Source organism: Nonomuraea aridisoli (genome assembly GCF_003236395.1).
Classification (GTDB): domain Bacteria; phylum Actinomycetota; class Actinomycetes; order Streptosporangiales; family Streptosporangiaceae; genus Nonomuraea; species Nonomuraea aridisoli.
The window spans coordinates 1-11908 of record NZ_POUD01000280.1; the positions used below are offsets into that span (position 1 = coordinate 1).

9 protein-coding genes and 1 pseudogene are annotated in these 11908 nt (G+C 72.7%); 5 read left to right on the top strand and 5 right to left on the bottom strand.

All coding sequences use genetic code 11. The features are described 5' to 3' along the window. The 3 genes from C1J01_RS39900 to C1J01_RS39910 all read right to left on the bottom strand — a co-directional run. Positions 1–288, bottom strand: a 288-nt coding sequence (locus C1J01_RS39900; RefSeq protein ID WP_235854972.1) for a PfkB family carbohydrate kinase, incomplete at its 3' end; no start/stop codon positions are given. Beyond that, entirely contained in the window at positions 288–1421 is a 1134-nt protein-coding gene (gene nagA, locus C1J01_RS39905; RefSeq protein WP_111184249.1) for an N-acetylglucosamine-6-phosphate deacetylase, read from the bottom strand. The genes nagA and C1J01_RS39900, both read right to left, overlap by 1 nt. Then, the gene (locus C1J01_RS39910) at positions 1418–2293 is read right to left on the bottom strand and encodes an SIS domain-containing protein (RefSeq protein WP_111184250.1); all 876 of its coding nucleotides are present in this window, start codon (positions 2291–2293) and stop codon (positions 1418–1420) included. Before C1J01_RS39910 ends, nagA begins: the two co-directional genes overlap by 4 nt. A 128-nt stretch (positions 2294–2421) precedes the next feature. Between C1J01_RS39910 and C1J01_RS39915 the strand changes: the two genes are divergently transcribed. Together C1J01_RS39915 and C1J01_RS39920 are read left to right on the top strand one after the other, a co-directional pair. After that, positions 2422–3192 (top strand): DeoR/GlpR family DNA-binding transcription regulator, encoded by a 771-nt coding sequence (locus tag C1J01_RS39915; RefSeq protein ID WP_111184251.1) that lies wholly within the window; start codon positions 2422–2424, stop codon positions 3190–3192. 77 nt (positions 3193–3269) lie between these two features. Further along, entirely contained in the window at positions 3270–5006 is a 1737-nt protein-coding gene (locus C1J01_RS39920) for a glycerol-3-phosphate dehydrogenase/oxidase (protein WP_111184252.1), read from the top strand. A 73-nt stretch (positions 5007–5079) separates the two neighbouring features. Here C1J01_RS39920 and C1J01_RS39925 read toward each other — a convergent pair whose 3' ends face one another. After that, complete coding sequence (locus C1J01_RS39925; protein WP_111184253.1) at positions 5080–6327, bottom strand: S8 family serine peptidase; 1248 nt, start codon at positions 6325–6327, stop codon at positions 5080–5082. 140 nt (positions 6328–6467) lie between these two features. Continuing rightward, complete coding sequence (locus tag C1J01_RS39930; RefSeq protein ID WP_111184254.1) at positions 6468–8561, bottom strand: beta-propeller domain-containing protein; 2094 nt, start codon at positions 8559–8561, stop codon at positions 6468–6470. 61 nt (positions 8562–8622) lie between these two features. Here C1J01_RS39930 and C1J01_RS39935 point away from each other — a divergent pair, with 61 nt between their 5' ends. The 3 genes and pseudogenes from C1J01_RS39935 to C1J01_RS39945 form a co-directional block, all read left to right on the top strand. Then, positions 8623–10296 carry an FAD-dependent oxidoreductase gene (locus C1J01_RS39935; RefSeq protein ID WP_111184255.1) on the top strand — a complete coding sequence of 558 codons (1674 nt, stop codon included), beginning with the start codon at positions 8623–8625 and terminating at the stop codon, positions 10294–10296. Between the two features lie 21 nt (positions 10297–10317). After that, a complete protein-coding gene (locus tag C1J01_RS39940) occupies positions 10318–11058 on the top strand; it encodes an MBL fold metallo-hydrolase (protein WP_111184256.1) in 741 nt (246 codons plus the stop codon). Between the two features lie 148 nt (positions 11059–11206). Next, a pseudogene (locus C1J01_RS39945) lies at positions 11207–11908 on the top strand (MFS transporter); the annotation flags it as partial.

The window sequence follows — 11908 nt, forward strand, 5'->3', positions numbered from 1 at the left end:
GGGTTCGGTGATGGTGAGGGTGGTGCGGGAGTCGGTGGTGATGGGGGTCAGGGCGGTGGGAAGGTGGGCGGCGCGGAGGTCGTTCGCGATCGCGTCGCCCGTCGGGCCGCCGGCCAGGCCGGTCACCAGGACGTCGCGGCCGAGCGCCGCCAGGACCCTGGCCACGTTGACGCCCTTGCCGCCCGCGCGCCGGTGCACGACGGCGACGCGGTTGACGCCGTTCCAGTCGACGTGCGGCACCTCGTACGTCACGTCGAGGGCGAGGTTGAGCGTCACCGTGAGGATCATCAGGGCTCCGTTGTCCAGACGCCGTCCTTCATCACGCCGTCGACCTCCAGAGCGGCGGAGAGCACCACCAGGTCGGCCGCCTTGCCGACGGCGATCGAGCCGATCCGGTCGGCCAGGCCCAGCACCCGCGCCGGCGTCAGCGAGGCGACCTGGACGGCGTCGGGCAACGACATGCCGACCTCGCGCACGCTGCGCCGGAACGCGACGTCCATCGTCAGCGTGGAGCCCGCGATCGAGCCGCCTTCGACCAGCCGCGCCACGCCGTCGTCCACGCGCACCCGCATGGAGCCGAGCAGGTAGTCGCCGTCGCCCAGCCCGGTGGCCGACATGGCGTCGGTGATCAGCACCGTACGGCCGGGCCCGGCCACCTCGTACGCCAGCCGCAGCATGGCCGGATGCACGTGCACGCCGTCGTTGATCAGCTCGACCGTCACCCGCTCGTCGTCCAGCAGCGCCGCCACCGGGCCGGGCGCGCGGTGGCCGAGCGGCGGCATCGCGTTGTAGAGGTGGGTGGCCACGCTCGCGCCCGCCTCGATGCCGGCGATCGTCTGCTCGTAGTCGGCGTCGCTGTGGCCGATGGCCGCGATGACGCCCTCGCCGACGGCCATGCGGATCGTGTCGAGCGCCCCGGGCAGCTCGGCCGCGATCGTCACCATGCGCACGTGTCCCCGCCCGGCCTTGAGCAGCTCGGCCAGCTCCCGCGGCGACGGCTCGCGCAGCAGTGTCGGGTCGTGCGCGCCGCAGCGGGCCTTGGCGATGTACGGGCCCTCGAAGTGGATGCCCGCCAGCAGCCCCTCCTCGCACAGCTCGGCCAGCGCCGAGGCGGCCCTGGTCAGGCTGTCGAGCGGGTCGGTCACCAGGCTGGCCACCGTCGTGGTGGTGCCGTGCCGCCGGTGCAGCGCCACGGCGTCGCGCGCCTTGCCGAGGTCGCCGGTGGGGAAGGAGCCGCCCGCGCCGCCGTGGTTGTGGATGTCGACGAACCCCGGCACGACGTACCGGCCGCCCACGCTGAGGCCGGGACCCGGGGCGGATCCGTGGCCGACGTGGGTGATGCGGCCGTCTTCTATGGTCAGCCAACCCTCGTGCACTCCCGCGGGGGTCACGATCCGGGCGTCGGCAAGTGTAAGGCTCATGAAGAAAGGATCACAGATCGCGTGAGGTGCAGGGGCTCGTCGGGGTCGAGACCGCGGGCGAAGGCGCGGGCGACGGCCACCCGCTGGGCGCGGATCAGCTCGGCCATCGGGTCGAGCCCGGACTCCACGAACGTCGCGCCGGTCTGCTCCACCTGCGCGCGCAGGCCTTCGGGGGCGGCGCCGAGCATCCAGGTGACGCGGCCGGGGGCGGCGATGCTGATGGGGCCGTGGCGGTACTCCATCGCCGGGTACGCCTCCGTCCACGAGCGGGACGCCTCGCGCATCTTCAGCGCGGCCTCCTGGGCGAGGCCGACCGACCAGCCGGTGCCGAGGAAGCTGAACTGCTCGGCGTTCACCAGCTCCTCGGGGAGCGGCTCGGCGACGGCCCGCTCGGCGTCGGCGACGGCCTGCGTGAGGTCCTCGCCGAGGCTGGCGCGCAGCAGGGCGAGCTGCGTGGTGGCGAAGCGGGTCTGCACGACCGAGCGCTCGTCGGCGTAGTCGAGGACGACGACCTCGTCCGCGGCGGACATGATCGGCGTGTCCGGGTCGGCGGTGATGGCCGTGGTGGCCGTGCCGGTTGTCCTGGACAGCAGCTCCAGCACCTCGGTCGTGGTGCCCGAGCGCGACAGGGCCAGCACGCGGTCGTACGCTCGCCCGGCGGGGAACTCGGAGGCGGCGAAGGCGTCGGTCTCGCCGTGCCCGGCCTGCTCGCGCAGCACGGCGTACGCCATCGCGATGAACCAGGACGTGCCGCAGCCGACGACGGCGACCCGCTCGCCGCGGCGGGGCAGGGCGTCGGCGGGAACGCCGGCGACGGCACGCCGCCAGCACGACGGCTGGGACGCGATCTCGGCCTCGGTGTGGGTGGTCACCGCTTACCTCCGCATGATTGATTGTTTCTGCTGGCTTTATACCAAAAAAGTGCAGAAATGGGCAGTGTTCGCCTGGCGTCGTGGGGTGTGCCACCCTTGCTCTGACCTCGTCCCCTTGGGAGGCTCTCGTGTCCCGCTACGACCGCTGGAACGCCATTCTGGAGCTGCTGGCCCGGGAGGGCAGGCTGTCGGTGGAGGAGGCCGCGCGGGCGCTCGACGTGTCCACGGCGACGATCCGGCGGGATTTCGACCAGCTCGCCCAGCAGCAGATGCTCATGCGCACCCGGGGCGGCGCGGTCGCCCAGAGCGTCAGCTACGACCTGCCGCTGCGCTACAAGACCGCCAGGCACGCCGACGAGAAGCACCGCATCGCCGCCGCGGCGGCCGAGCTGGTCGCCCCCGGCGCGGTGGTGGGGCTCAACGGCGGCACCACGACGTCCGAGCTGGCGCGCGCCCTGGCCACGCTGTCCACACTGGAGAGCGGCTTCACGATCGTCACGAACGCGCTCAACATCGCCGCCGAGCTGACCGTCCGGCAGCACGTCAAGATCGTGGTGACCGGCGGGGTGGCCAGGCAGCAGTCGTACGAGCTCATCGGCCCGCTGGCGAACGGCGTGCTGGAGCAGGTGACGCTGGACGTGGCGTTCCTCGGGGTGGACGCGCTCGACGTCGAGCTGGGCGCGTTCGCTCACCACGAGGGCGAGGCCAGCGTCAACCACCTGCTGATCGGCCGAGCCGCGCACGTCGTGGTGGTGGCCGACTCCTCCAAGGTGGGGCGGCGGGCGTTCTCCCGCATCTGCCCGATCGGCGAGATCGACACGCTGGTCACCGACGCCCGGTTGTCCGACGAACTGGCGGGCCGGTTCACCGACGCGGGTGTCAAGGTCGTACGCGCCTAGCTGATCCGGACGTATCGGGCGTTATACGGCGTGGGCCGGGAGGGTAGGTACCGGAGGCAGGCGACATTGGGGGAGATATGACGTCGGGAAGGGGCGCGGCCCGTCTCGGGCCCGCGGAGCGCGCCGAGGCGCTGGAGCGCATGGTCGCGCAGGAGCTCGACGTGGTCGTCGTGGGCGGTGGCGTGGTGGGCGCGGGGATCGCGCTCGACGCCGCGACGCGCGGCCTCGACGTGGGGCTGGTCGAGGCGCGCGACTTCGCCTCCGGCACGTCCTCGCGCTCGTCCAAGCTGATCCACGGCGGGCTGCGCTATCTCGAACAACTCAACTTCGAGCTGGTGCGCGAGGCGCTCCAGGAGCGTGCGCTGCTGCTCCAGCGGATCGCGCCGCACCTGGTCAGGCCGGTGCCGTTCCTGTTCCCGCTGACCCATTTCGCCTGGGAGCGCCCGTACGTCGGGGCCGGCGTCGCCCTCTACGACACGCTCGGCTTCGCCACCGGGCTCACCCGCGGCGTGCCCGGCCACCGGCACCTGTCGAGGTCGCGGGCGTTGCGGCTGGCCCCCGCGCTGAAGAAGTCGGCCTTCACCGGCGCCGTCCAGTACTGGGACGCCCAGGTCGACGACGCCCGCTACGTGATGATGCTGCTGCGCACCGCGGCCACGTACGGCGCCCACGTCGCGCCCCGGGCGCAGGTCGTCGGGTTCCTGCGCGAGGGCGAGCGGGTCACCGGCGTGCGCGTGCGCGACCTGGAGACCGGCGAGGAGGTCGAGATCCACGCCCGGCAGGTCGTCAACGCCACCGGCGTCTGGACCGACGACATCCAGGAGCTCGTCGGCGGCCGGGGCGTGATCCACGTGCGCTCCTCCAAGGGCATCCACCTCGTCGTGCCGCGCGACCGCATCCACTCGCTGACCGGGATCATCCTGCGTACGGAGAAGTCGGTGCTCTTCGTGATCCCGTGGGGACGCCACTGGATCATCGGCACCACCGACACCGACTGGACGCTCGACAAGAGCCATCCGGCGGCCTCCCGCGCGGACATCGACTACCTGCTCGACCACGTCAACGCCGTGCTGTCGGTGCCGCTGACGCGCGACGACGTGGAGGGCGTCTACGCCGGGCTGCGGCCGCTGCTGTCGGGCGAGTCCGACGACACCTCCAAGCTGTCCAGGGAGCACGTGGTGGCGCACCCCGTGCCGGGCCTGGTGATGATCGCCGGCGGGAAGTACACGACGTACCGGGTCATGGCCAAGGACGCCGTGGACGCCGTCGCGCACGGGCTCGACCAGCGGGTGCCGGCCTCGTGCACCGACCGCGTCCCGCTCGTGGGCGCCGAGGGCTACCAGGCGCTGTGGAACTCCCGGCACCGCATGGCCCAGACCTCCGGGCTGCACGTGGCCAGGATCGAGCACCTGCTCCACCGGCACGGCTCGCTGATCGACGAGGTGCTGGAGCTGATCGAGGACGACCCGTCGCTGGGCCGGCCGCTGTCGGGGGCCGACGACTACCTGCGGGCGGAGATCGTCTACGCCGCCACCCACGAGGGGGCCCGGCACCTCAATGACGTGCTGACCCGGCGTACGCGCATCTCGATCGAGACCTTCCACCGCGGGCTCGCGGTGGCGCAGGAGGTCGCCGAGCTGATGGCCGAGCCGCTCGGCTGGGACGGCGAGCAGGTCAAGCGCGAGGTCGAGTACTACACCAAGCGCGTGGAGGCCGAGCGCCGCTCGCAGGAGCAGGACTCCGACCAGGAGGCCGACGCCATCAGGCTGGGCGCGCCGGAGATCGTCCCCGTGGTCGCCCCCGAGGACGCCTGACGTCGCACGCCTGTGGGCGGCCCGCGGCGCTGCGGGGACCGCGGACCGCCCGTTTCCCGGATGGTTCTTCAGGTCACGTCGCCGGCCGGAAGAGCGTGGCGTCGTGCACGTCGAGGAGCGGCTCCTTGACGCCGTCGCCCGAGTCGTCGGTCCAGTCGGCGTTGCCGCTCGCGATCAGCGTGTCGCGCACCGCCAGCGAACCCGCTCGCGTCGTCGGCTTGCTGGCGCCCGAGGTGAGGATCCCGGCCGCGCCGGCCACGTGGGGGCTCGCCATGGAGGTGCCGCTGCTCGTGCCGTAGCCGCCGTTGCGCCAGGTCGAGTAGATGCAGGTGCCCGGCGCGGTGATCTCCACCGTGGAGCCGTAGTTGGAGTAGAAGGCCGTGGTGTCGTCCCGGTCGGTCTCGCTGCGGCAAGAGAGCGTGCTGCCCCCGGCTCCGCCGGGCAAACCGTCGTTGTCGGTCATCGCCGAGACCGTGATCACGTCGGGGTGGTTGGCGGGGAAGAACGAGGCGGCGTTCGCGGAGCTGTTGCCCGCGGCCACCACCACGACGATGCCGGCGTTCACCGCGTTGGTGATCGCCTGGCTGATCGCGCTGCTGGAGCAGCCGGCGCAGCCGAGGCTCAGGTTGACGACCTCGATGGTGGACGCGCGCGCCACCACCCAGTCGATGCCGGCGGCGATGGCCGACAGGCTGCCGTTGCCGGCCGCGTTCAGCACCTTCACGCCGTGGATGCGGGCGCCGGGCGCGACGCCGACCGGGCCGATGGCGTTGTCGAGGGCGCCGACGGTGCCGGCGACGTGGGTGCCGTGGCCGTTGTCGTCGGTGCCGGAGTCGTTGCGGCAGACACCGTTCTGGCAGTTGGCCCGGGCGACCACGTTGAGGTCGGGGTGGGTGTGGTCGACCCCGCTGTCCACGACGGCGACGTCCACGTCCACGCGCACGTCGTCGGTGCCGTCGATGTCCAGGTTGGGGTTGTCGGGGCCGAAGATCCGCCGTACGCCCGAGGGGATGGTCTGGGCGAACGCGGTGACCTCGGCGTCGGGCTCCACGGTGAGCACGTTCGGGTTGCGCTTGAGCTGCTCGGCGGCGGTGGCGCTCATGCGGGCGGTGTATCCCTTGAAGGCGTGCTGGTAGACGCCGACGACCTGGCCGCCGAGGCGGGCCACCTGGTCGTCGGCGACGCCGCGGGGCGCGCGCGTCGAGGGGTCGAGCTGGACGATGTACGTGCCTTCCGGTGCGGCCGCCGAGGCGGGAGGCGGTGTCAGGGGTAACGCGAGTGCGCCGGCGAGCAATGCGAGCAGGGGGGTGAGTGATCGCATGGCAGCGTGTTCCCTTTCCCGGAGGGGGACCGCGGGGCTCATGGTCCCGACTGATGCTTGTCAGCAAAGTTTTCACCGCATGTCGGGAAATGTCCATAAAAAAGGTGCCGATTCGCTACGAATCGGCACCTTCTGGTCGCTCAGTGCAGCGGGATCCACGCCTCCCGTTCGAGAGTCGTCAGGTCGTTGACCTGCATGCCCTCGGGGGAGAGCGTCCACAGCGCGTCCCCGACGACGAGCGAGCGCTGGATGCCGGGCTGGTAGCGCAGCCTGCCCTGCTCCTGCTCGGGGTGCGTGATCCTGCCGAGCTCCGTCACGCCCGTGTCGTCGATCCGCAGCGCGAGCGCGCCCGAGTCGTCCTGCGTGGTCAACGGGATCACCGACAGGCCGGTCGGCGGCCAGTACAGGAACGCGTGCGGGTCCCACTCCGCGCCCGAGCCGGAGTCCTTCTGGAACAGCTGCGACAGCCGGCGCGGGGCGGCCGGGTCGCTCACGTCGAAGAGCGAGACCTGCGTGCCGAGCGTCCTGCCCTGCTCGCTCGCCTCCTGGCCGATGCCGATCAGCCGTCCCTCGCCCGCCGGGTGCAGGTACGCCGAATAGCCGGTGATCTTCAGCTCGCCGGTCACCCTGGGGGCCGCCGGGTCGCGCAGGTCGAGGGTGTAGAGCGGGTCCACCTGGCGGAACGTCACGCAGTAGCCGACCGGGCCGATGAACCGGACCGAGTAGATGCGCTCGCCCTTGCCCAGGCCGCCGACCTCGCCCACCTGGGCCATGGTGTCGGCCCGCAGCACGTGCACGGAGCTGGAGCTGGTGCGGTCGTCGGCGGAGTTCAGCGTGGTGGCGACGCGGAGGTGGCCGTCGTACTCCGACAGCGCGTACTGGTTCAGCAGGCGTCCGGGCACCTGGCCCGAGGCGGCGTACGCGGGGGCGCCGGGGGCGGTGATGTCGAACCGGTGGATCTCGGTCTCCTCCGGCGGCAGCTCGGGCTCCGGCAGCAGGCTGGGCTGGCGCGGGTCCGGCGTCACCGGGGGTTCGGACGCCGACAGGGTGATGGTCGCCGTGGGGGTGACCGTGGCGCTGACGACAGGCGGGTCGAGCGGTGTGGGCTCCTCGGCGGGCGCGGCACCAGCGCTGCCCGAGGGCACGGGACGCGCGGGAGCCGGTTCCGTCGTCGCGGGGGCCTGGGGCGTCGCGGGGACGTCGTCGATGGGGAGCGGGCGGACGACCGGGAGCCACCAGCGCGGGTTGCCGGCCACGTACAGGCTGCGCTCGGTGCCGTAGACGATGTCACCGTCGGCGGCCAGGGCGATCGGGTCGGTGCCCGTGTCCGTGAGGCCCCTGGCCAGGTCGATGGTGTGCACGGTCAGCATGGACGTGCCGGTGTAGTCGGCCGGGTGGCTCACCCGCTCACACGGCGCCGACTCCTTCCTGACCGCCCCGGACGCGTCCGTGATCTCGACCGACGGCAGCCACGCCTCGGCCGGGGCCCGGCGTACCGCGTCCTGGTTCTGCTTGATCCGCTCGGCCTCCGTGGCGTCCGGGCCGGGGTCGGGGAAGGTGATGGCGGGCTGGTCGCGGGTCACGAGGCGGACCGTGGAGCCGACCATCCTGGCGTCCACGTACGAGCCGCCGGTCCTGATCGTGTTCAGCACCTTCGGGGTGCCGGCCAGATCGACCAGCACGTACCGGGTGTCGCCGGGCGGCCTGGCGTCCACGGACTTGTACATGATGTCGCCGCCGCGCAGGAGCACCAGCGCGCGGTCGCCCGACACCAGCAGGTCGCCGGGGACGCCCGGCGCGTCGCCCTCGGTCAGCTTGAGTGACGCGGTGACCTTCCTGGTGGCCGTGTCGACGACCCGCAGGGTGCCGTCGGTGACCGTGAGGACGCGGTCGCCGTCGGTCTTGACCATGTCGGGCTCGTCGACGCCCGCCTCGTGCACGTTCGTCGTGGAGTGCTGGGGCGTGCCGGAGTACGCCTTGCTCTCCGCGGCGGCGTCCGCCCGCGCCGCCACCGGGGAAAGGGGCATGACGCCGCCGAACCCGTACGCGCCGACGTTACGGGCCGCCCGCTCGCGCAGGCCCGCGACCAGCTCGTCGCAGCTGTCGTAGGCCACCAGGCGGACGGCGCCGAGCGCGGTCACCGGCGGGCTCGCACCGCCACCCGTCGAAGAGGTGCAGGCGGCCGCCGCCGCCAGCGCCACGGCGGTCACGGCCGCGCGGATGGGGGTCTTCATGCCCCCATGACGGTTGCGCGCTCCGGATGGTTCACCACCCGGCGTGGGATGATCCTGTCCTATGTCCACATCCGCCACGCGGCCCGCGACGGGCTTCGACGTGATCGTCATCGGCTCGGGGTTCGGCGGGAGCGTCGCCGCGCTCCGGCTGGCCGAGAAGGGATACCGCGTCGGCGTGCTGGAGGCGGGCCGCCGCTTCGACGCCGCGACGCTGCCCGTCACGTCGTGGCGGCTGCGCGACTTCCTGTGGGCGCCGGGGCTCGGGCTGAAGGGCATCCAGCGCATCCACGTGCTGCGCGGCGAGCGCGGCACCCGCGTCATGGTGCTGGCGGGCGCGGGGGTCGGCGGCGGCTCCCTCGTGTACGCCAACACGCTGTACGAGCCGCTCGACCCGTTCTTCGCCGACCCCCAGTGGGCGGGCATCACCGACTGGAAGGCCGAGCTCGCGCCCCACTACGACCAGGCCAGGCGCATGCTGGGCGCGGTCGTCAACCCGACGTTCACCCGGGCCGACGAGATCATGCGCGAGATCGCGGCGCGCATGGGCGTGGCCGAGACCTTCCGCCTGGCCCCGGTCGGCGTCTACTTCGGCGAGGACGGCGTCGATCCGTACTTCGGCGGCGCCGGTCCGGCCCGGCGCGGCTGCGTCGAGTGCGGCGCCTGCATGACCGGCTGCCGGTACGGCGCCAAGAACATGCTCACCGAGAACTACCTCCACCTCGCCGAGCGGGCGGGCGCCCAGGTCTACGCCGAGTGCACGGTCACCACGGTCCGCCCCCTGCCGTCCGGCGGCTACGAGGTGGTCGCCGGCAAGACGGGCTCCCCCTATCGGCGCCGTTCGTTCACCGCCGCGCAGGTCGTCTTCGCGGCCGGCACGTACGGCACCCAGCGGCTGCTGCACAAGCTGCGCGACGACGGCACCCTGCCCCGCCTGTCGCCCCGCCTGGGCGCGCTGACCCGGACCAACTCCGAGGCCCTGGTCGGCTTCGAGCGCGCCTCGGCCGGCGGCGACAAGCTCAACGCCGGCCTGGCGATCACCTCCTCCTTCCACCCCGACGCCGAGACCCACGTCGAGCCCGTCCGTTACGGCGACGGCTCCAACGCGATGGGCCTGCTGCGCACCCTGCTGGTCGACGGCGGCGGGTCGCGCCCGCGCGGGTTCGCCCGCGAGCTGGCCCGGCAGCGCCTGCGGGCGCTGCGGGTGCTCGACCTGCGCCGCTGGTCGGAGCGGAGCCTGATCGCCCTGGTCATGCAGGCCAAGGACAACTCGATCACGGTACGCCGCACCCGCTGGGGGCTGCGGGCCTCGCGCGGTCACGGCGAGCCCAACCCCACCTGGATCCCCGCCGCGCACGAAACCGTGCGCCACGGGGCCGAGCTGATCGGGGGCACGGCCATGGGGTCGTGGCTCGACCTGTTCGACATCCCGGCCACGGCCCACTTCCTCGGCGGCTGCGCCATCGGCGACTCGCCGGAGACGGGGGTGATCGACCCCTACCACCGCGTGTACGGCCACGAGGGCCTGCACGTCGTGGACGGCTCCGCCGTGTCGGCGAACCTGGGCGTGAACCCGTCGCTGACCATCACCGCGCAGGCGGAGCGGGCGATGGCGTTCTGGCCCAACGCGGGCGATCCGGACCCGCGCCCCGCTCTCGGCGCGCCGTACGTACGGCAGGCGCCCATCGCGCCGCGCGGCCCCGCCGTGCCCGAGGGAGCGCCCGCCGCGCTGCGCTGACCGGTCGATATCGTGCCGCACATGGAGATTCGTTACGTGGGCGGCCCCACGGCGGTGCTGGAGATCGGCGGGGTGCGGCTGCTGACCGACCCGACGTTCGACGCGCCCGGCGACTACCCGATCGGCGACAGGGCACTGACGAAGACGGCCGGGCCGGCGTTCGGGCCGGAGGAGGCGGGGCCGGTCGACGCCGTGCTGCTCTCGCACGACCAGCACCCCGACAACCTCGACCGCGCCGGGCGGGCGTACCTGGCGTCCGTTCCGCTGGTGCTGTCCACGCGCTCGGCGGCCGAGCGCCTGGGCGCGCCGGTGCGGGCCCTGCCCGACGGCGAGTCCGTCGAGGTCGGCCGCGTCCGGGTGACCGGCGTGCCGGCCCAGCACGGCCCCGACGGGACCGAGCACCTCGTGGGCGAGGTGACCGGGTTCGTGCTGTCGGGAGAGGGTCTGCCGACGGTGTACGTGAGCGGCGACAACGCCTCCCTCGACGTCGTCCGCGCGGTGGCGGAGCGGTTCGGGCCGGTGGACGTGGCCGTGCTGTTCGCCGGGGGCGCGCGGACGCCGCTGGTCGACGGCTTCCTGACGCTGACGAGCGACGACGCGGTCACCGCCGCCGAGATCCTGCGGGCGCGCCACGTCGTGCCGCTGCACTTCGAGCACTGGGCGCACTTCACCCAGGGCAGGGACACGGTGGAGAGGTCCTTCGCCGGCTTCGGCGACCGCCTCCGGCTTCTGGCCCCCGGGGACGTCACCCAGTTGTCCTGACAAAAACCGATGTTTGGTTCTTTCCAAACATGTCGAGAAATGGGGCAGTGCGCTGAAAGCTGTTTGATCACTCCCTCCCCCGGAGAGCCTCATGGCCAGTCCCCCAGCGGTCACCCGTCAGCAATGGAAGTGGACAGCGCTCGCCGGCATGGCCTCCTACCTCGACGCGGGCTCCATCTCCGCGGTGAGCACCGGCCTGACGCTCTTCCGCGAGGAGTTCGGGCTGAGCCAGAGCATGGTCGGCCTGCTGGCCGCGCTCGGCCCGAACGCCATCGGCTGCGGCATCGGCGCCTTCGTCGGCGGCCGGCTGGGTGACAAGCTCGGCCGCAAGCGCATCTACAAATAGGACCTGCTCGTCTTCGCCGCCGGCATGCTCTGCGTGGCGCTGGCGGTCAATCCGCCGATGTTGCTGATCGGCACCTTCGTCGCCGGTCTCGCCGTCGGCGCCGACGTGCCGACCTCGCTCGCGCTCGTCGGTGAGCTGGCCCCGGCCAGGGCCAGGGGCAAGCTGCTCGGGCTCACCCAGATCGCGTGGGTGCTCGGCCCGTCCGTGGTGCTGCTCCTGGCGTACCTGCTCGACCCGCTCGGGCTGCTCGGGGTGCGCATCGTCTTCCTGCACCTCGTGCTCGCGGCGTTGATCACGTGGGCGATGCGCCGCGGGATGGCCGAGTCGGCCGTGTGGCGGACGGCCGCCGAGACCGCCGTCACCTCGGCCAGGCGGGTCCGCGCGCTGCTCAGCGGGCCGAACCTGCGGGCGCTCGCCTACACCGGGATCTTCTACACGTTCTGGAACCTGGCCGCCGGGACGATCGGGTCGTTCACCCCGTACCTGGTGGAGACGCTCGGGGCG

Bases quoted from the DNA above. Each gene is read 5' to 3' on its own strand.
- C1J01_RS39930 (WP_111184254.1), bottom strand. From the start codon at position 8,561: ATGAAGACCCCCATCCGCGCGGCCGTGACCGCCGTGGCGCTGGCGGCG.
- C1J01_RS39925 (WP_111184253.1), bottom strand. From the start codon at position 6,327: ATGCGATCACTCACCCCCCTGCTCGCATTGCTCGCCGGCGCACTCGCG.
- nagA (WP_111184249.1), bottom strand. From the start codon at position 1,421: ATGAGCCTTACACTTGCCGACGCCCGGATCGTGACCCCCGCGGGAGTG.
- C1J01_RS39920 (WP_111184252.1), top strand. From the start codon at position 3,270: ATGACGTCGGGAAGGGGCGCGGCCCGTCTCGGGCCCGCGGAGCGCGCC.
- C1J01_RS39935 (WP_111184255.1), top strand. From the start codon at position 8,623: ATGTCCACATCCGCCACGCGGCCCGCGACGGGCTTCGACGTGATCGTC.
- C1J01_RS39940 (WP_111184256.1), top strand. From the start codon at position 10,318: ATGGAGATTCGTTACGTGGGCGGCCCCACGGCGGTGCTGGAGATCGGC.